Raw genomic sequence first — 18,850 nt, forward strand, 5'->3', positions numbered from 1 at the left:
TGCGCCGACGGGTCGGCCGCGTCACCCGTACGTGCCGACCGGCCCCGGCCGTCTCCCGGTCGCGGCCCCCGTCCGGTGCCGATCCGCGCCGCCCCGGGACGCGCCGACGGGTCGGTCCCGTCACCCGTGCGTGCCGACGGGCCCTGGCCCGCCGCCGTGATGACCGCCTCGGGCCTGGTCGCTTCGGTTCGCTACTGCTGGGCCTCCAGGGTGCGGAGCCAGTGGAGCTGGGTGGTGCGGTGCTCGGCGGAGCCGCCCTCGTGGCCGTTCCAGGGGTAGACGCTGATGTCCTTCGTGGGGCCCGACCAGTGGTTGTACGAGGCGAAGACCGTCGACGGCGGGCAGACCTGGTCCATGAGGGCCACCGAGTACAGCACCGGCGCCGTCGCACGGGCGGCGAAGTTGAGGCCGTCGAAGTACGAGAGGGTCGTGAACACGTCTTCGTCCGTGCCGCGTTGGGTCGCGAGGAACAGCACGATCTCCTGGTACGGGTCCCGGTCGGTGATGGTCAGCGCGCGCCGGAAGTGCGACAGGAAGGGTACGTCGATCAGCGCCGCGGCGACCCCCGGGTGCAGTCCGGCGACGGCGGTCGCGATGCCGCCGCCCTGGCTGCCGCCGGCCACGTACACCCGCTCGGCGTCGACGGCGGGATGGGCCGCCGCCACGTCCACCGCGCGGACGGCGTCGGTGAAGACGCGGCGGTAGTAGTACGCCTCGGGGTCCAGGATGCCGCGGGTCATGAAACCGGGGGCCTGCGGGTTGCCGCCGCCGTGCGGGTCCGGCGTCGAGCCCGCGCTGTTGCGGCCCGCCGCGCCCTGGCCGCGGGTGTCCACCACGAGCGCGGCCCGGCCGGCGGCGGCCCACACCAGATGGTCGTGCGGCAGACCGCGCCCGCCGCCGTATCCGATGTACTGCACCACGCACGGCACGGGGCCCTCCGCGCCGCGCGGCACGACCAGCCAGGCGGATATCGGGTGGCCGCCCCAGCCGGAGAAGGTCGCGTCGAAGACGTCGACGGCTGTCAACGTGGCGTCGACGGGCAGGAATTCGGCGTCGGGAGCCGACCGCGCCGCCTCGTCGAGCGTGCGTTTCCAGAAGGCGTCGAAGTCGTCGGGCTCGTGGCGCTCGGGCCGGTACGAGCGCAGTTCTTCGAGGGGCAGATCGAACAGGGCCATGCGGACTCCATAGGCGAGAGCGAACCGAGAGCAAACAAGATCGCACAAAAATAAACGAGACCGCACGCCGTGGGGGAGCTGCGGGCGGGTGGAGCGCGGGGACCGGGGGGAGAGGTCCGACCGGAATCGTCCCTCGCGGGACCGCTCTTCTGCAAGCGCTCGCACCCATCGCGTCAACTCACGCCCGTGTCCGCTGTATTGACCGCTCTGCAAGCGCGTGCAAGCCTTCATCCCGGAGGTGAGGCATGACTGCCATGCAAAGGAAGAGAGCCGCCGTCGTCGGCACCGGCCACCGCGCGCAGTTGTTCACCGAGGGGCTGGCCCGCCGTCCCCATCTGGAGGTCGCGGCGCTCTGCGACCGCAATCCGGTGCGGATGGCCCACCACAACCGGCTGCTCACCGCCGCCGGGCGCCCCGAGGCCCGCACGTACGCGCCCGACGACTTCGAGAAGATGCTGCACGCCGAGGGCATCGAGGAGGTCGTCGTCACCACGGTCGACGCCACGCACGACGCGTACATCGTGGCCGCGCTGCGCGCCGGGTGCCGGGTGGTGACCGAGAAGCCGATGACGACGGACGCGGACCGCTGCCGCCGCATCCTCGACACCGTCGCGGAGACCGGAGCGCCGCTGGCCGTCGCCTTCAACTACCGCTTCAACCCGGTGCACGAGCGGGTCAGGAACGAACTGGCCGCGGGCGCGATCGGCGAGGTCGTCTCGGTGCACTTCGAGTGGCTGCTCGACGTACGGCACGGCGCCGACTACTTCCGCCGCTGGCACCGCGAGAAGGCCAACAGCGGCGGCCTGATGGTGCACAAGGCGGGCCACCACTTCGACCTCGTCAACTGGTGGCTCGGCGCCCGCCCGCGCCGCGTCTACGGCGCGGGCCGACTCGCCTTCTACGGGCGGGAGAACGGCGATCGGCACGGCAACCGCCGCGACTACGAACGCGCGCACGGCTCCGCTGCGGCCGCCGACGACCCCTTCGCCCTGCACCTGGACCAGAACGACGGCCTGCGCTCGCTCTACCTCGACGCCGAGGGCGTGGACGGCTACCACCGCGACCGCAACGTCTTCGGCGACGGCATCACCATCGAGGACGACATGGCCGTGCTCGCGCGGTACGACTCCGGCGCGTCGATGTCGTACCACCTGACCGCGTACGCGCCCTGGGAGGGCTACCGGGTGATGTTCAACGGCACCGGCGGACGGCTGGAGCTCGAAGTGGTCGAGAGCCGGTGGCAGGAACCGCGCGCCCGGCTGTCGTCCGCCAAGGGCGCGGTGCACGGTGACGCGGCGCTGGACAACGCGGGCGGCGCGCACCTGCTGCTGCGCCCGCTGTGGGAGCCGCCGCGCGAGCTGGAGATCCCGGAATTCGACCACGCGGGCCACGGCGGCGGCGACGCGCGGATGCTGCGCACGCTGTACGACGGCGAGCCGGGACCGGCCGCGACGGCCGTGGACGGCGCGCTCGCGCTGGCCGTCGGTCTCGCGGCGAACACCTCCTTCGGCAGCGGCGATGCCGTGGACATCGCGGACGTGGTCGACCTCCCGGCGGAGGCGGTCCGCGTCCCGTGACCGCGACCATGGCCGACGTCGCGCGCGAGGCGGGGGTGTCCGCGTCCACCGTCTCGCGCGCGTTCAGCCTGCCGCAGACCGTACGCGCCGACACCCGAGAGCGCGTGCTGGCCGTCGCGCGGCGGCTGGACTTCAGCCCCAACCGCACCGCCAGTTCGCTGGCCAGGGGCCGTACGGGCACGCTCGGGCTGCTGGTCCCCGACGTGGTGAACCCGTACTTCGCGGAGATCATCAAGTCCGTGCAACGGCGGGCGCGGGCCGAGGACCGCGCCCTGTTCCTCGCCGAGACCGGTGACGCGCCGGACGAGGCGTACGACATCGCCAAGGCGATGGCCCGGCAGACCGACGGGCTGCTGCTGGCAGGTCCGCGCATGGCGCAGGAGACCCTGCGGGCGCTCGCCGACGCCGGTCCGGTCGCCCTGATCGGCCTGCAAGCGCCGGAGATCGACAGCGCGTACGCCGAACTGCCCACCGGCATGCGGCAGGCCGTGCGCCACCTCGCGGCGCTCGGCCATCGCAGGATCGTCTACGTCAACGGCACCAGGACCGCCCGTGAACCCGGCTTCCGGGGACCCGTGCTGGCGGCGTGCGAGGAATTCGACGTCCAACTGGTCGAGCATCTGGGCCCGTTCGACCTCACCTTCGACAACGGGATGGCCGCCGCCGACCTCGTGCCGACCAGCGGCGCCACCGCCGTCATCGCGCACAACGAGATGGTGGCGCACGGCGTCGCCTGCGGCTTCTCCCGTCAAGGGCGCGGTGTGCCGGGGGACTTCAGCCTCGTGACGGTGGACGACACCTTCATGGCCCGCACGATCCACCCGGCACTCACCGCCGTGCATGTGCCCATCGACCGGATGGGCGCGAACGGCGTGGACCTGCTGCTGGCCCGGATCGCCGAGCCCGAAGGGCCGGTCCGCTCGGTCGCCCTGCCCACCGGGCTGACCGTGCGGGCCTCGACCGGCCGCGCTCCGGCGGGTCCCGCCTGAGCCGCGCCCTTCTTCGCGGCGGCCCCCGTGGCACCGCCGGGCCGGTGCGGTCGGCCGCACCGGCCCGACGGCGTCACAGGGGCCGCCGCTCAGCTCACGCCCGCGCCCCTGAACGGGTAGTGCCGGTCGGGGTCGTAACGCGGCACCGGCTGGCAGACGTTGACGCCCGGCGCGCCGCGCAGGTGGAAGGCGCTGGGATACGGCTGCTCCGGTGCGGTGATCCGGGTCGACGCCGGGATGTAACGGATCGTCAGCCCGCAACGGCGGTGCGGCGAGGTGTTGGCGGCGCTGCCGTGCACGATCGCCGGGTGGTGCACCTCCACGTCACCGGGCGCCAGCACCATGTCGACGGCCGCCGACTCATCGACCTCGACGGCGATCTCCTCGCCCAGCACATTGTCGACCGCCGTGTTGACCCGCGTCCCGGCGATCTCGCCGCGGTGGCTCCCCGGCACCAGGCGTACGCAGCCGTTCTCGGGCGTGGAGTGGTCGACGGCCAGCCACAGCGTCACCACCCGCATCGGCTCCAGCGGCCAGAAGGCCGCGTCCTGGTGCCACAGCACCGCCTGCCCGGAGTACGGCGGCTTGCTGATGTAGTGCGACGCGAAGAGCGCGATGTCCGGGCCGATGAACAACTCGGCGATGTCCAGCAGCCGTTGGTCGGAGACCAGCCGCACCCAGAACGGGTCGTCGCGCATCAGCGTGTGGCCGAGCTGCTCGGGCCGCAGCCCGGGGTGGCGCTGCCGCAGCCAGTCGACATGGCCCGCCGCCTCCGCGATCAGCTCCGGGTCCAGGACGCCCCTGAAGATCGCGTAACCGTCGGTCTCGAAGCGTCCGCGCACGTCGGCGCCAGTGTCCGCGCCCGTGTCCGCGCCCGCGCCCGTGTCCGAGCCCAGGCCCGTGCCGGTGTCCGGGTCTTCGTCCGTGCCTGTCTCACTCATCGGGTCCCTCCAGGATGCGCGTGTCGCCGGTCGTCCCGGCCTGCTGCTCGCGGCCGTCCACGGCCGCCGTGCGGCGGCCCGCCTCCAGCCGCAGGTCGATCTCGTGTCCCCGGTAGCGCAGCCCCCGCAGTTCGACCGCGCCCGGCAGCCAGGCGGGCGGCGCCCAGTCCAGCGCGCCGTCCGGGCGCGGGCGCAGGCCCACGAGACCGGTGAGCACCGCCTCCGCGCCGGTCAGCCCGGCGACGACATTGGCGCGGCGGCCCCGCGGCGGCGCGGCCGGCCGGTCGCAGTAGTGGTCCTGCGGGTAGTACGGGAAGTGCTCGCCCAGCCACAGCACCCGGGACAGCACGTCCCAGGCCGTACGGTCCTCGCCGCGCTCCCACAGCGTCTGCGCGAGCTGCGGCGCCTCCCCGGTGTACGCGCCGCCGCCCGACCAGTCGACGTCGCCCAGTTCGTAGTGCGGGCCGTCCTCGGCCGAGACGCTGCTGACGCCGTACGGGCCGAGGAACGCGCCGTCGCGCAGGTGCGACAGCAGGGCCGTCGCCATCTCCGGGGTGCAGGCCCCGGCCCGCAGCGCGTCGAACGCCTGGACGGAGTAGGCCAGTTCGCTGTGGCCGTCCGGGTACAGGCTGCGGAACCAGCCGGCCCGCGCGTCCCACAGCTCGGAGCCGACCGCCTGCAGGATCCGGCCCGCCTCCGTACGCAGCGCCGCCACCGGCAGCGCGGCGCCGGTGGCCTCCGCGAGATCCGCCAACAGGTCCAGGCTCCACGCGCGTTCGGCGTTGGGGCTGGCGACCACGTGCTCCCAGCCCGAACCGCGCATCTCCAGCAGATTGTGCTGCGAGCCGTAGTCGCGCAGGTGACCCACCGCGGGGAAGCGGTCGGCCAGTTGCGACTCCGTCTCGTACAGCCGCGTCAACAGCCCCGGATCCAGGCCGTCGTGGCAGGCCGCCGCGTGCGCCAGCATCACCAGCGACCAGCCGCTGTAGGCGTACGCGACACCGGTACCGGTGCCGTCGGGCGCGACGGCGTAATGGTCCGTCAGATCGGCCTTGACCATCGTCTCCAGGACGTCGCCCGCCGCGCCGCCGAGCATCAGGGCCAGTGTGTGCGGCGCGTAGCCACCGGTGTCCCACGCGTACGCGCACAGCGCGCCGCCGTCGATGCCGGAGGTCGCCACGAACGGCGAGGTGGCGAAGGCCGGGTTGTCCCACAGACAGACCAGGCCGCTGGCCAGTGAGCGCCGGTAGTACGCGTCGAGGCCCGGGACGTCGGTGACCAGCCGCGGCACCCGCGCCAGGGCGTCCGCCGTACGGGCCGCCGTACGCCGCCGCGACTCCAGCGCCCACGCGCGCGGTGACCCGTAGGACAGGCCCTCGCCGATCCGTACGGCCAGCGCGAACTCGCCCTCGCCGCCCGGACCGAGGCTCAACTCAAGCCCCTCGTGGACGAGTTCCGCGCGCGTGCGGCCCGCCAGCTCCGGCAGCGGCGGCATCCAGCCCCAGTCGCCGAGCGGCACCCGGCCCACCGGACCCGAGGTCAGCTCGGGCAACAGCCGTAGCTCCAGCGCGCGTTCGCCCCGGTTGCGGACGTGGATCAGCAGCGCGTAGCCGGGCTGCCCGTACAGCGGCGTCAGGGTGCTGCGCACCCGCAGCGACACCAGGCGTCCGGCGGCGTCCCTGCGGTGGTAGGTGCCGTGCCGCTCGATGCCGTCCACCTGCCAGGTGCCGCCCGCCAGCAGCAGGCCGCCGCCCGCGATACCGGGAACCGCGTTGTCCTCGACGCGCTCGCCGTCGGCCTCGAAGGCGACGCGGAGCCCCGCCTGCGGCGCCGCGTGCGGCGGGGCGTAGCAGGCGCCGACCCCGCAGACCGTGCCCGGCGTGAGCGCCGCCGTGGACCAGCCACTGGTGGTCCACAGCGTCTCCGCGACGCTCCGCCGCAGGTCGAACGCGAAGTCGGCGCCCGCGTAGCCCGTCACCGGCCGCTCCCCTGGAGTCCGGCCAGCGCGACCGTGCGCTTGTCCCGCGCCGAGGCGTACGCCGCGAGGATCACCTTGAGCACGTCGGTGCCCTCGTCCTCGGTGTGCACCGGCCGCACCCCGTCCCGGATCCGGGCCGTGAAGTCCGCGCAGACCGCGGGCACCGAGTCCAGGCGCGGGAATCGCGTGGTCGCCAACTCCCCGCCGCGCGGCCGGTGGTGCAGCGTCGTACCGTCACTCCACAGGCTGCCGCGCTCGCCGACCACCGAGAACGTGTCGGTGTACGGCGCCGGGTCGTACGCCCAGCTCGTCACGATCTCGCCGACCGCGCCGCCCTCGAAACGCACCAGCACCCGCGCGGAGTCCTCGCCCTCCATGAACGTCAGCCGGTGCGTGCTCAGCATCGCGGTCACCTCGACGGGACGGCTGCCCGCGAGGTGCAGCAGCAGATACGCCGGGTGGTAGCCGGTGTCGATCAGTTCGCCGCCGCCGCTGGTCTCGGCGTGCGCCCGCCAGCCCATCGAGGCGGGGTCGAAGTCGTTGAAGAAGCTGTCGGCGGTGTGCAGTTCGTACACCCGGCCCAGCCCGCCGCTGTCGATCAGCTCCTTGGCGCGGGCCACGGCGGGCATCATGAGCTGGTTGTGCGCGCACATCAGGGTGACGCCCGCGGCGCGCACCGCGTCCGCGATCCGCTCCGCCTCCTCGACGGTCAGGCACAGCGGCTTCTCGCACAGGATGTGCTTGCCCGCCTCGGCCGCGGCGATGATCGCGTCGGCGTGCAGATGATGCGGCAGGCAGATGTCGACGGCGTCCACGCCGCCGTCGTCCAGCATCGCCCGGTAGTCGGTGAACACCCGTGCGCCGCCCGCCTGTTCGGCCCGCTCGGCCGCGACGGCGGCGTCCACGTCGGCCACGGCGGCGATCCTGGCCTGCTCGGGTACGGCCAGATGGCCGCGGACGTGCGCGCGGGAGATGTTCCCGCAGCCGATGATCCCTACGGCGACGGTCATGTCGTGCTCCCCTCCAGGGCGACGGTGGTGCCGGGCGTGGTGCGGGTGGTAAGGACGGCCTGCGCGGTGTGCACGGCCTGCGCGGCGTGCGTGGCGGCTTCCATCAGCCGCGTCAGGTCGAGGCCGATCGCCAGGTTCTCCTCGGGCCTGGTGCCCTCGGCGACATGGCGGACGAAGTGCTCGAAGGGCGTGCCGGAGCGCGGCGGCACCGCGCGCTCGCGCCACTGCCCGTCGGTGTTCACCAGCAGCCGCTCCTCGGGCGTGCCGTACAGCGCGCTGCCGCGCGTACCGTGCAGTTCGACGCTGAACGGCGAGCGCGCGGCGGCGAATCCGGCCTCGACGACACCGAGCGCGCCATCGGACCAGCGCAGCACGGCGACAGCGTTGTCATCGACGGCGCGGCCGGTCACGTACCCGAAGGACGCGGTCACCGACTCCGGCATCCGGCCCACGAACAGCCGCGCCAGGTACATCGGGTGGCAGCCGAGGTCGATCAGCGCGCCGCCCGCCGTCTGCGCCGGGTCGTAGAAGTGCTCGGGCAGCCAGCCCTGGTCTCGGCCGCGTGGTGAAACGCGGCCGAGCGCGCCGTCGTGCGCGAGCCTGATCCGTACGGACGTGAGGTCGCCCAGGGCGCCCTCGGCCAGCAGGTCCCTGATCGCCAGGGTGTATCCGTCGTAGAGCCGGGGGAGCGCGAGCATCAGCACCGTGCCCGCCTTGCGCGCCGCGGCCACGATCGGCTCGCACTCGGCCCGGGTGGGGGCCAGCACCTTCTCGGTGAAGACGTGCTTGCCCGCCCCGGCCGCCGCTGTGATCACCTCGCGGTGCGCGGTGGTGGGCGTGGTCACGACCACCGCGTCCACATCGGCGCGGGCCAGCACCCCGGCCAGGTCCGGGTGGAAGTCGGCGCCCAGTTCGGCGGCCCGGTCCCGACCCCGCTCGGCGTCCTCGTCCCAGACCGCGACGATCTCGGTGCCGGGGTGCTCGGCCGCCTGCCGGGCGTAGTCGCGTGCGTGGACGTGCCAGAAACTCAACATGGCAATGCGCAGAGGCACTTGGTGTCCTTTCCGGACGGGTGACATCTGTCGGATCGCGTACGGCTGTTCGGATCGTGTCCGGCCGGGCCGGTCAGCCCTTGACGGCGCCGGCCAGACCGTTGACGAAGTAGCGCTGCAACAGCAGGAAGATGACGACGATCGGGAGCAGGGAGATCACCGAACCGGCGCACAGGAACGTCCAGTCGGTGGAGTTCTGGCCGAGGAAGGAGTACATCCCCACCGGCAGGGTGTGCAGTTCCGGCTTGGAGAGCGTGAAGACCAGCGGGATGAAGAAGCTGTTCCACGCGGTGATGCAGGTGAACAGCCCGACGGTGGCGAGCATCGGCCCGGACAGCGGGAGCATCACGCGCCAGAAGGTCTGGTGGAAGCTCGCGCCGTCCACCCGGGCCGCGTCCTCGATCTCCCGGTCCATGGTGGAGAAGTAGCCCATGAACAGGAAGGTGGCGAAGACCAGGCTGCTGGAGGACTGGACGATGATCACCGCCCACAGGGTGTTGAGCAGGTGCAGCCCGCGCACGATGTCGAAGATCGGGATGATCGTGTAGCCGTGCGGCAGGAACAGGGTGACCGAGATCAGTCCGATCACCGCTTTGCGGCCGGGGAAGTCGGTGCGGGCCAGCACGTATCCGGCCATGGAGGTCGCGGCCAGCGTGAGCAGGACGGCGCCGCCCGCGACCAGCACGGTGTTGACGAAGTACTTCTCGAAGGACGCCTCTTTCCAGGCGCTGGAGTAGTTGGAGACCAGCACGTGCTTGGGGATGGGGTTCAGGCCCTGGCTGAAGAACCCGTCGGCGCTCTTGAAGGAGCTGCCGAGCGTCCACAGGAACGGGAAGAGCCAGATCAGGCCGCCCGCGAGCAGCAGGATGTGGGTGACCGAACGGCCCGCGGTACGGCGGGCGTTGGCGGCGAGCCGCCGGTTGGCGGGCCGCGGCGCGGCGGGGCGTCGTGTGGTGAGCAGTGCCATGCGGGTGTCCTCCTTCACCCGCGCCCGGCGGCGCGGCGCTTGGCGATCGAGCGGAAGATGAGCACCTGGAGCACCGAGAAGCCGATGAGCAGCAGGCCGTAGAAGAAGGAGGCGGCCGACGCGAGACCCACGTTCGGCTGGGTGGCGGCGGCCTGGTTGCCGCCGAACGCCAGGTGGTAGATGTAGGTGTTGACGACCTCGGTGCCGAAGTACGGCCCGCCGTTGGTGAGCACCTGCACGAGGTCGAAGATCTGGAACGAGCCGATGAAGGCCAGGATCACGATCATCAGGCCGACCGAGCGCAGCATCGGCACGGTGATGTGGAGGAACGCCTTGATCCGCCCCGCGCCGTCGATCCTCGCGGCCTCGTTGATCTCCTCCGGGATGGTCTGGAGCCCGGCGAGGAAGTAGACCAGGTTGTAGCCGAGGGTCTGCCAGATGCCGACGAGGATGATGATCCCCATCGCGATCCTCGGATTGCCCAGCCAGTCCACCGGGGTGTCGATCAGATGGATGTCCAGCAGCCAACTGTTCAGCGTGTCACCGAAGTTGGAGAGCATGAGCTGGACGACGACGCCCACGACGGCGGGTGAGGTCACCACCGGCAGGAAGAAGAGCGTGCGGTAGAAGGCGGAGAAGCGCAGCTTCTTGTTGTTGAGGACCAGCGCGAGGCCCAGCGCGATGACGAGCTGCACCGGGACGACGACGATCGCGTAGACGAAGGTGTGCGCGACGGAGTCCCAGAAGATCGAGTCGTGCGCGATCTGCCGGAAGTTGTCGAGGCCGACGAAGTCGGACGGCGCGCCGATGCCGTTCCAGCGGTAGAGCGTGTAGACCAGCGAGCCGAAGATCGGGTAGACGACGAAGGTCAGCAGGAGCGCCATCAGCGGCAGGATGTAGAGATAGCTCCACCGTGCCGCCCACAGCCGGGTCCGCAGCGGGGCCTTCGGCGGTTGCGCGGCGGTGGCCGCCTCCGAACCGCCGCGGTGCGCGGGCGGGCTGGGCGCCGTGTCGACGAGGGGCACGGTGAACCTCCGTTCTCGGTAGGGGTGATGCGCGGCGCTCCGCCCGCCCCCGGACCCGGCCCCGGCGCGAGCGGGAGGAGCGGGAGACCCGGGGAAAGGGGGCGGGCGAAAGCGGCGCCTACGCGGGCTTGTTGATGTACGGCTTCGTCGGGTCCCAGTCGCTGAACACGTAGTCCTCCAGGCCGACCTTGGCGCCCTTGGCCCGCGCCGCCTTCACCCCGTCGGCCAGCGCCTTGTTCCTGCGGTCCTCCAGAGCGCTGAGGGCCGACCCCATGTCCTTGAGCTGACCGGTGTAGAGACCCGCCGTCACGTCCGGCAGATCCGGCTTGACCGCGTCCATGACGACCTTGGACACCTCGGGGTTGCGGATCGCCGGTACGGGCCACGGCAGCGCGTACTTACGGGTGTCGACGTACTCCTGGAACTGCTGGGAGGTGATCTTCGCCTGGTCGTTGGCCTCGGGGAACACCGACAGGCCCTGCCCGGACTCCACCCACCTGCGCCCCGCCTCGACGCTGTGCAGGTGGTCGAACCAGGCCCACGCCTCGTCCGAGAGCGTGTCGGCCTTCGAGACGCCGAACACCCGGCCGCCCGGCGGGTAGTAGAAGTACGCCTTCGGTGTCGCCGTCGGTGATGGCAGCGTTGTCAGGGAGTAGTCGGAGAAGTGGTGCTCGGCCCACGTCGGCTGGTTCCACACACCGCCGACGGTGATCCCGAACTTGCCGCGCTCGAAGAACGCCCGCGCCTGCTCGTCGCCGATGCTCATCGCGCTCGGGTAGATGTAGCCCTTCTTCTTCCATTCCAGCAGCAGGGTGAGGAAGTCGGCGTAGTTGCGGTCGGAGCCGAAGGTCCACTTGCCGGTGCGGTAGTCGGGGCCGTCGGTGCCGTAGCCGGCGGGCGAGCCCGCGCCGCGTACGAACAGCTCGATCCACCAGGTCAGCGTCGCGTTCTGCGCGTTGCCGAAACCGATGCCGTGCGCCTTGCCGCCGCTCTTCTTCGTGATCGCCTCGGCGGCCAGCGTCACGTCGTCCCAGGTGCGCGGGATCTTGACGCTGCCGTCGGGGTTGGTGATGCCCGCCTGCTTGAACAGGCCGTTGTGGAGGTAGAGCTGGAGCCAGGGCGCGGCCCCGCCGAAGGGCGCGCTGTAGACCTTGTTGTCGATCATGTCGACGCCGTTGAAGAAGCTGCCCTCGGGGAAGCGGCCCTGCCAGGTCGCCGTGGCCCGGCTGTCCAGCGGTTCCAGCCAGCCCTGCGCGACCTGGTCGGGGAAGGCGGGGGTGGACGGGATCTGGAAGAAGTCCGGCGCGTCGCCTCCGCGGAACGCCAGGTTGATCAGGTCCGGGTACTTGTCGCTGACCTGGACCGTGCGCTTGATCCTGATCTTCGGGTTGGCCTTCTCGAAGAGCGCGATCTCGTTCTTCACCCACGGTTCCTGGCTGACGAACCAGTCCCAGTGGGTCACGGTCCTCGTCCCCGCGGGCGTGGACTTGGAGGACGAGGAGGAGCAGGCGGCCAGGCCGCCGCCGAGCGCGGTCGCGCCGAGCGCCGCGGAGGCGGTCAGGAAGCCGCGTCTGCTGAGCGGGCGGGCGGTGCGGCCCGCAGGTATCGGAGGTATCGGCGGATTCGGGGGGGTCGGGGGCATGGGGCTACGCTCCGTTCTTGAGCGACGCGTCGTCGACGAGCAGGTCATTGGTCCCCGCGGCCGTACTGACCCACCATTCGGCGTGGTCGAGCGGCTTGTTGAAGGACAGGGGTACGGCGCTCGGTGAAACGAGATGGGTCCAGCCGCCCGTGGTCACCGTGCCGGTGGCGAGCGGGACCGACTCCGAAGTGCCGTCCGTGTAAGTGAGCTTGACCTTGATCTGCGCGGTGGTGCTCGACACCCCGCCGCCGGCCAGCCGCACCCAGGCGCCCGACGTGTAGCTCTGTCCGCCGGCCACCTGCACGCCCTGGGCCGGACCCTGCCACTGCGCGGTACGGCCGACCGAGCGGACCGCGCCCTTGCCGCCGTGGACGGTGGTCGTCTCCGCCTTCACCGTGCTCGGGCTGAAGCCGTACCAGTCGACGCTGCCCTGCTCCGCGTCGCCGTTGCCCAGCAGGTCGGTGTCGTCCGAGGGGGTGCCGTCGGCGACCACGGTGACCGTCCTGCCCGCGTTGGTCGCCAGGTCGACATGGACCTTCTCGGTGGCGCCGTTCGCGGTGACCGTCACCACGTAGTCGCCGAGGAAACCGCGGGTGGTGTACGCGCCCGCGCTGTTCGCGGTGCCGGTCGCGTGGGTCCACCACTGGTTGGTCACCAGGTCGTGCCACACCTGGCCGTTGGGCTTGCGCGACCAGTCGGCGTTGTAGAGCGCCACCAGCGGGTTGTAGATGTTCTTCTCCCAGATGCCGAAGGTGCTGATCGCGGTGACATCGGGGTGGCTGAACAGGACGGTCAGGAAGTCGCGGGTGTAGTCCGCCTGGAGCTGCTGGTCGGTGGTCGCGACGTCGAACTCGGTGGCCTCCAGCGGCAGTCCGAGCGCCGCGTACTTGTTGAGCAGCGCGTAGACGTCCTCCGGCGCGGTCGGCTGGAGCCCGGTGAAGTGGCTCTCCAGGCCGATGCCCTCCAGCGGGTAACCGTTGCTCTTGATCCGGTCGGCCAGGTTGTAGAAGTAGTCCTGGTGGCGCTTGTCCCAGCCGTTGTCCTCCAGCAGGTCGTAGTCGTTGAGGACCATCCGCGCCTTGGGATCGGCCTGCTTGGCGAGGTTGTACCAGCGGTTGATCTCGTCGGGGCCCATGACGTCCTGCACGTTGTGCTCGGAGTACGGCTCGTTGACGACGTCCCAGGCGTCGACGCTGCCGGTCAGCGTGCTCGCCTCGTCCGTGATGTGGGTGTCGATACGGGACCGCAGCGCGGGTTTGTCGCCCGCCAGCCCCTGGACGTCGGCGGGCATGTTGCCCCAGGAAGGCCAGATGAGGTTGTGGCCGCGGAAGGCGAGACCCTGCTCGCGCACCCACTTCAGGGTCGGCAGCGTGATGCCGGCGCGCTCGGTGGTGTTCTCCCAGTGCGACCACTTGAGGTTGTTGCCGAAGGTGACCTGGTTGAAGTCGCCGTTGGTCACCGCCTGCCGGTACTTCTGGCCGTCGGCGGTGTTCGCCATCATCGTGGCGGCGTCCACGGCCGTGCCGAAGCCGAAGGCGTGGTCCTGCATGTCGGCCTTCACCGTGGTGCCGGGCACCGGATGCCCGGCCGCGTCCACGACGTTCACCGTCAGATCGCCCTTGCGGTACTGGTCGATACGGGCGTTGGCCGCCGTACGCCACGCGGCGTTCGCGTCCCGGCCCGCGTACGTGATCGTCGGGTAACCGGCCGGGGTGCCCTGGCCCCAGTCGGTCACGGAGACACCGGCGACCTGGAAGGTCTGGGCGCCGTAGCCGAGCCAGAACTGGAAGTGCGCCTCACCGGCCGCGTAGTCCTCGGCGATCCGGAACGGATAGCTGAACTTCGTCCAGGCGGTGGTGAATCGCAGCGGCGCGGTCGCGGACTTCTTGAAGCTGCCGCCGTCCCGCTCGAAGACGGCGGTGGCGTACCCGGCGTCCTGTCCCGCGGCGGGGGTGACCGAACGGGCCCAGAAGGTCATCACGGCCGCGTCGTCGGTCTTGATCGCGGCGGAGGTCGGGGCGCCGAGCGCGAACTCGTACTCGCCGTCGAGGCCGGCGCTCGCCGGAGCCGCCGTGGTGGTGATCTGGAGGGCCTGCGTGAAGTCGGGGTTGCCGGTGACCGGGACGATCTGGCTCTGCGGGGCGGGGGTTCCCTTGCTCTCGGTGAAGGCGGGCAGCGGGTCCGCGGGCAGGATCTGCACGGGATCGGCGGCGCGGGCCACGGACGGTGCGAACTGCACCGTGAATGCGGCCAGCAACAGTGTGGCGACACAAACTCCTGTCTTCTTCGGCAGGCTGAATTGCCTCATGGATAAGCCCCTTTGGGGAATGGAATGGTGGGCACGGCGCTTTGCTGCTCCGTGCTGCGGCTCCACCGGAATGCGAGGCGGTGCTGTGGGGGGTGTCGGGGGAGTGGGAGGTACGAGGGGGAAGGGGAGGTGCGGCGGGCGCCGGGATTCAGCGGCCGGTCGCCGGAGCGGCTGCCGTGCTGTCCCGCACGATCAACTCGGTGGGGAGGATGAGGTGTTGGTCGGTCGCGGAGTCGTCGGCCGGGTCCAGGGCGGCCAGCAGCAGCCGGGCCGCCTGCCTGCCCATGTCGGTGAAGGGCTGTCGGATGGTGGTCAGGGCGGGGCGTACGTGCGAGGCGGCGTCGATGTCGTTGAAGCCGATCACCGACACGTCTTCGGGCACCCGCAGCCCCTGCTCCACCAGCGTGTCCAGCAAGGTGAACGCCGCCGAGTCGTGGAAGGCGAAGATCGCGGTCGGGCGGCGGTCGGCGGGCAGTGCCATCAACTCCCGCGTGCGCTCCCTGATGACCTGGTGCTCGAAGTCGGTCTCGGCCTCGAGCGCCGGGTCGGGCGTGATCCCGGCCTCGGTGAGGGCGTCCCGCAGGCCGCGGCGGCGCTCCCTGACGTAAGGGCTGGTGACGGGCCCGAGGATGCAGGCGATCCGCCGGTGCCCGAGCCCGATGAGATGGCGGCCGACGGCGAGGCCGCCCGCGTAGTTGTCCGCGCCCACGGAGGGCAGCGCGTTCCGCGCCCCCACCGTGTCGATCAGCACGATGGGCATGCCCGCCCCGTGCAGTTCGGCCAGCCGGTCGAGCGGCTGCTCGTCATGGGTGACGACCAGCAGTCCCGCGCTCAGGCCGGAGCTGAGGATACGGTCCACGACGCTGTCGTAGTCCCGTTCGTTGGTGCTGGTGAACAGCACGATCTCGTACTTGGTGTCCTCCACCACCTTGGCGACGCCGTAGTTGATGTTGGCCATGAAGCGCCAGGTCAGACCGGGCACGATCATGCCGATCAGACCGGTGTCGCCCTTGGCCAGCGCGGTGGCGGCGAAGTTGGGGACGTAGTTGTGGTGGCGCATGACCTCCAGCACGCGACGGCGCGTCGCCGGGTCCACCTTGGGGCTGTCGTTCAGCACCAGGGAGACCGTGGACTTCGAGAGCCCGGAGAGCCGTGCGATATCGCGGATGGTCAGTTTCGCCATCACGGTCCTTTCTCTTGGACTGGTCCAATGCGGGGGTGTGATACGGCCGTTGGACCAGTCCAACCGTGGTTCTGGAAGTTAACGTTGGACCTGTCCAACGTCAATGCGTCGCACAGAATCCGGTGCGGGGAATTTCCGCCGGCAGGCGGTGACCGGCGCGCGTACGGCGCTCCACTTGATACCCCTAGGGGGTACCGCGCGGGCGGCCGGGGACACCACCGGCGCGGGTTACGCTTACCGCACTGCGCCACCCGAGTGGCGTCACCAGGCGCTGGTCACGGGTCACCAGGCACCAGCCAGCAGGCACAGGTCACCAGGCACAGGCCACGGCCAGGACGCCGGTCACGCTCGCGGAGCACGGAGAGGGACGCGCGTGGAACGAGCCGCACCCGGGGGCGCCGAGCAGGTACGCGGCGACCACCCGCACGCCGGGCGGTCCGGGCTGCCCGCGCCGCGGCGCATGCCCGAGCGGCTGTCCGTACGCGACCAGGTGCTCGGAGCGCTGCGGCACGCGCTGGTCAGCGGCGAGCTGCCGCCCGGCACCGTGCACTCCGCGCCCGCCCTCGCCGGCCGCTACGGCGTCTCCGCCACGCCCATCCGCGAGGCCATGCAGCTGCTGGCCCGCGAGGGCGCCGTCGAGGTGCTGCCCAACCGCGGCTTCCGGATCACCGAGCGCAGCGCCCGCGACCTGGCGGAGCTGGCCGAGATCCGCGCCCTGCTGGAGGTGCCCGTCGTCCTCGGCCTCGCCCGCAGCGTCACCGCGGACCAGTGGGAGGCGCTGCGCCCGCTGGCCGAGGCGACCGTGACCGCCGCCGCACTCGGCGACCGGGCCGCCTACGCCGAGTCCGACCGCGCCTTCCACCGCGCGATGCTGGGCCTGTCGGGCAACCTCCAGCTCGTCTCCGTCGCCGACGAACTGCACCGCCGCGCCCAGTGGCCGCTTTCCGGCCTGCGGCCGGCGCATACCGGGCGCTCCGGCCCCGCCGGGCTTCTGGCTGACGCCACCGAGCATGGTGTCCTGCTGGACGCGCTCGCTGCCGGGGACGTCGAGACCGTCGAGGCTCTGGTGAGAGAGCACTTCTCGGGCTCCGCCCGGGGATGAGGGCGCTGCGAGACGCTCTCGCAGGGCACCACCGGTACCGGAGGGGCGCTTCGGTTGTTCTCGGGCCACCCCGCCCGGTGGGGGCTTGTCGCGCAGTTCCTCGCGCCCCTGGGGTGGCCGTCTCTTGCGTGGCGCGGGCGCAGGGGCCGAGCCCCGAATCTTGTCGCGCAATTCCTCGCGGCCCCTGGAGCGACCGTCCCTTGCGTGGTGCGGGGTGGGGGAGCAGGCCCCGAGCGGCGGGCGGCTACGCGGCCTTGAAGGCCGGGGCGAGCCAGGTGGGGACGCCGTCCAGGAGGGCGTAGAGGCGGGCGGCCTCAAGGCGGAGCCGTGCGGCCTCGGGCTCGTCCTCGACATCGGCCAGGGCGAGGAGCGCCGGGGCGGTGCCGACGAGGTGCCCGAGGGAGACCCGGATGCGGAGGGACTCCGTGAAGCCGTGCCGCGCCTCGGCGATCTCGCCGTCGGCGGCGGCGAGCCCGGCGAGGTGGCGCCAGGTGAAGGAGGTCAGGAAGACGTCTCCGTGGGCGACGGCGCCTGCGTGGGCGCGGCGGTAGGCGGCGCGGGCGGCAGCCGGATTGGCGGCGATGTTCTCGGCGACCAGCCCGCGCCGGAAGTCCAGCAGCGGCCGGCCGGGAGAGGCGGGGGACAGCAGCGCGGCGGCGCGGCCGAACGCGGAGCTGGCCTCGTCGGCGCGGTCGCGTACGGAGAACAGCGTCGCGCCGTACGCGAGGTACCCCCGTTCCGAGGCGGCGGCGCCGCGCTCCTCGTCGGTGCCCGCCAGCGCCTCGGCGGCGCGCAGCGCGTCCTCCGCCTCTGACCAGCCGTCGAGGTGGTAGAAACACCCCTCGACCAGCAGTTCCGCCCTCCGTAGCGCGGCTCCGGCGTGGTCGGCGCAGAACGGCGCGAGCAGTGTCGCCGCCTCCGCCCAGCAGCCGCGAGCCCGCAGCCGCCATACGTCGGGTTCCCCGACCACCGATTCCGACAGGGCGGTATCCGCCACAGTCTCTCCCCAAGCGCGTCGTCGAGCGAGTGTGAGTTCCTGCTTACGTGCAGTGGCCGAAGTCCAACATGGCGCGGGGGTCCACGCCAAGAGGTTGGAGATCACCTTTTGTGAACGGGATCACTAATGCCTGTTCGGCAGGTCGGACGGTCCAACAGGTGAACGTGTGAAGGAGATTCGACGGCCACTTCGTACGGCGGGCCGTCCGCCCCGCCGTACCGTCAGCTCATCCGCCGTACCGTCAGCTCATCCGCAGCGCGAGGAAGAAGTCCAACTTGTCCTCCAGACGGGACAGATCACGCCCCGTCAGCTGTTCGATCCGTCCTATCCGGTACCGCAGCGTGTTCACGTGCAGGTGCAGCCGGGTCGCGCAGCGTGTCCACGAGCCGTCGCACTCCAGGAACGCCTCAAGCGTCGGGATGAGGTCGGCGCGGTGCCTGCGGTCGTACGCGCGCAGCGGGTCGAGCAGCCGGGCGGTGAAGGCGCGGCGCACGTCGTCGGGGACGAAGGGCAGCAGCAGGACGTGGGAGGCCAGCTCCTCGTGCCCGGCCACGCAGACCCGGCCGGGGCGGGCGGCGGCCACCCGGCGGGCGTGCCTGGCCTCCTCCAGGGCGCCGCGCAGCCCCTCGGCGGACTGCACGGCGGCGCTGACGCCGATGGTCAGCCGCCCGTCGTCGGCCAGCCCGCGGCCGAGCGGGCCGCGCAGCACGTCGAGCAGCCGGTCGGCGTGCAGGGTCGCGGGGGAGTCCTCGCCGCCCTCCTGGGCGCCGGGGACCGGCGGCGGCAGCGGCACCAGCGCCATCGCCTTGTCGTCCAGATGCGCCACCGCGATCCGGTCCGCCGCCTCTGTCCCGGCCGCCGCCGGGTCGACCAGCACTTCCTCCAACAGGTCCCGCGCCACCGG

General features: G+C 71.7%; 15 protein-coding genes. 3 read left to right on the forward strand and 12 right to left on the reverse strand.

Annotation, left to right across the window (positions count from 1 at the left end; genetic code table 11):
* Nucleotides 1-191 precede the first annotated feature (191 nt).
* Complete coding sequence (locus BGM09_RS18565; protein WP_188282748.1) at nt 192-1,175, reverse strand: acetylxylan esterase; 984 nt, start codon at nt 1,173-1,175, stop codon at nt 192-194.
* Nucleotides 1,176-1,420: 245 nt separating this feature from the next.
* Between BGM09_RS18565 and BGM09_RS18570 the strand changes: the two genes are divergently transcribed.
* The gene (locus BGM09_RS18570) at nt 1,421-2,752 is read left to right on the forward strand and encodes a Gfo/Idh/MocA family protein (protein ID WP_188282749.1); all 1,332 of its coding nucleotides are present in this window, start codon (nt 1,421-1,423) and stop codon (nt 2,750-2,752) included.
* Entirely contained in the window at nt 2,749-3,741 is a 993-nt protein-coding gene (locus tag BGM09_RS18575) for a LacI family DNA-binding transcriptional regulator (protein WP_188282750.1), read from the forward strand. Before BGM09_RS18570 ends, BGM09_RS18575 begins: the two co-directional genes overlap by 4 nt.
* Before the next feature lie 89 nt (nt 3,742-3,830).
* On the opposite strand, the gene BGM09_RS18580 is transcribed toward BGM09_RS18575, so the two are convergent.
* The 9 genes from BGM09_RS18580 to BGM09_RS18620 form a co-directional block, all read right to left on the reverse strand.
* Nucleotides 3,831-4,682 carry a phytanoyl-CoA dioxygenase family protein gene (locus BGM09_RS18580; RefSeq protein WP_188282751.1) on the reverse strand — a complete coding sequence of 284 codons (852 nt, stop codon included), beginning with the start codon at nt 4,680-4,682 and terminating at the stop codon, nt 3,831-3,833.
* Entirely contained in the window at nt 4,675-6,660 is a 1,986-nt protein-coding gene (locus BGM09_RS18585) for an MGH1-like glycoside hydrolase domain-containing protein (RefSeq protein ID WP_188282752.1), read from the reverse strand. The genes BGM09_RS18580 and BGM09_RS18585 overlap by 8 nt, the downstream gene beginning before the upstream one ends.
* Nucleotides 6,657-7,670 (reverse strand): Gfo/Idh/MocA family protein, encoded by a 1,014-nt coding sequence (locus tag BGM09_RS18590; RefSeq protein ID WP_188282753.1) that lies wholly within the window; start codon nt 7,668-7,670, stop codon nt 6,657-6,659. Before BGM09_RS18590 ends, BGM09_RS18585 begins: the two co-directional genes overlap by 4 nt.
* Nucleotides 7,667-8,722 carry a Gfo/Idh/MocA family oxidoreductase gene (locus BGM09_RS18595; protein WP_317452768.1) on the reverse strand — a complete coding sequence of 352 codons (1,056 nt, stop codon included), beginning with the start codon at nt 8,720-8,722 and terminating at the stop codon, nt 7,667-7,669. Before BGM09_RS18595 ends, BGM09_RS18590 begins: the two co-directional genes overlap by 4 nt.
* 73 nt (nt 8,723-8,795) lie before the next feature.
* Nucleotides 8,796-9,689 carry a carbohydrate ABC transporter permease gene (locus BGM09_RS18600; RefSeq protein ID WP_188282754.1) on the reverse strand — a complete coding sequence of 298 codons (894 nt, stop codon included), beginning with the start codon at nt 9,687-9,689 and terminating at the stop codon, nt 8,796-8,798.
* A 14-nt stretch (nt 9,690-9,703) separates the two neighbouring features.
* On the reverse strand, nt 9,704-10,714 hold the full coding sequence (locus tag BGM09_RS18605; protein ID WP_317452769.1) for a sugar ABC transporter permease: 1,011 nt from the start codon (nt 10,712-10,714) through the stop codon (nt 9,704-9,706).
* 118 nt (nt 10,715-10,832) lie between these two features.
* Nucleotides 10,833-12,356, reverse strand: a complete 1,524-nt coding sequence (locus tag BGM09_RS18610; RefSeq protein ID WP_188282755.1) for an ABC transporter substrate-binding protein — start codon at nt 12,354-12,356, stop codon at nt 10,833-10,835.
* Between the two features lie 4 nt (nt 12,357-12,360).
* Nucleotides 12,361-14,664 carry an endo-1,4-beta-xylanase gene (locus BGM09_RS18615; RefSeq protein ID WP_188282756.1) on the reverse strand — a complete coding sequence of 768 codons (2,304 nt, stop codon included), beginning with the start codon at nt 14,662-14,664 and terminating at the stop codon, nt 12,361-12,363.
* 148 nt (nt 14,665-14,812) lie between these two features.
* Nucleotides 14,813-15,847, reverse strand: a complete 1,035-nt coding sequence (locus BGM09_RS18620) for a LacI family DNA-binding transcriptional regulator (RefSeq protein ID WP_188282757.1) — start codon at nt 15,845-15,847, stop codon at nt 14,813-14,815.
* 271 nt (nt 15,848-16,118) lie between these two features.
* On the opposite strand from BGM09_RS18620, the gene BGM09_RS18625 reads away from it, so the two are divergent.
* Entirely contained in the window at nt 16,119-16,949 is an 831-nt protein-coding gene (locus BGM09_RS18625) for a GntR family transcriptional regulator (protein ID WP_411158330.1), read from the forward strand.
* A 244-nt stretch (nt 16,950-17,193) separates the two neighbouring features.
* Here BGM09_RS18625 and BGM09_RS18630 read toward each other — a convergent pair whose 3' ends face one another.
* Both BGM09_RS18630 and BGM09_RS18635 read right to left on the reverse strand, forming a co-directional pair.
* Nucleotides 17,194-17,946 (reverse strand): hypothetical protein, encoded by a 753-nt coding sequence (locus tag BGM09_RS18630; RefSeq protein WP_188282759.1) that lies wholly within the window; start codon nt 17,944-17,946, stop codon nt 17,194-17,196.
* 241 nt (nt 17,947-18,187) lie between these two features.
* On the reverse strand, nt 18,188-18,850 hold a 663-nt coding region (locus BGM09_RS18635), incomplete at its 5' end, for a PucR family transcriptional regulator (protein WP_188282760.1).

It is taken from the genome of Streptomyces sp. CBMA29 (genome assembly GCF_014596445.1).
In the GTDB taxonomy this organism is placed as follows: domain Bacteria; phylum Actinomycetota; class Actinomycetes; order Streptomycetales; family Streptomycetaceae; genus Actinacidiphila.

Bases quoted from the DNA above. Each gene is read 5' to 3' on its own strand.
- BGM09_RS18565 (WP_188282748.1), bottom strand. From the start codon at position 1,175: ATGGCCCTGTTCGATCTGCCCCTCGAAGAACTGCGCTCGTACCGGCCC.
- BGM09_RS18570 (WP_188282749.1), top strand. From the start codon at position 1,421: ATGACTGCCATGCAAAGGAAGAGAGCCGCCGTCGTCGGCACCGGCCAC.
- BGM09_RS18580 (WP_188282751.1), bottom strand. From the start codon at position 4,682: ATGAGTGAGACAGGCACGGACGAAGACCCGGACACCGGCACGGGCCTG.
- BGM09_RS18590 (WP_188282753.1), bottom strand. From the start codon at position 7,670: ATGACCGTCGCCGTAGGGATCATCGGCTGCGGGAACATCTCCCGCGCG.
- BGM09_RS18600 (WP_188282754.1), bottom strand. From the start codon at position 9,689: ATGGCACTGCTCACCACACGACGCCCCGCCGCGCCGCGGCCCGCCAAC.
- BGM09_RS18610 (WP_188282755.1), bottom strand. From the start codon at position 12,356: ATGCCCCCGACCCCCCCGAATCCGCCGATACCTCCGATACCTGCGGGC.
- BGM09_RS18615 (WP_188282756.1), bottom strand. From the start codon at position 14,664: ATGAGGCAATTCAGCCTGCCGAAGAAGACAGGAGTTTGTGTCGCCACA.
- BGM09_RS18620 (WP_188282757.1), bottom strand. From the start codon at position 15,847: ATGGCGAAACTGACCATCCGCGATATCGCACGGCTCTCCGGGCTCTCG.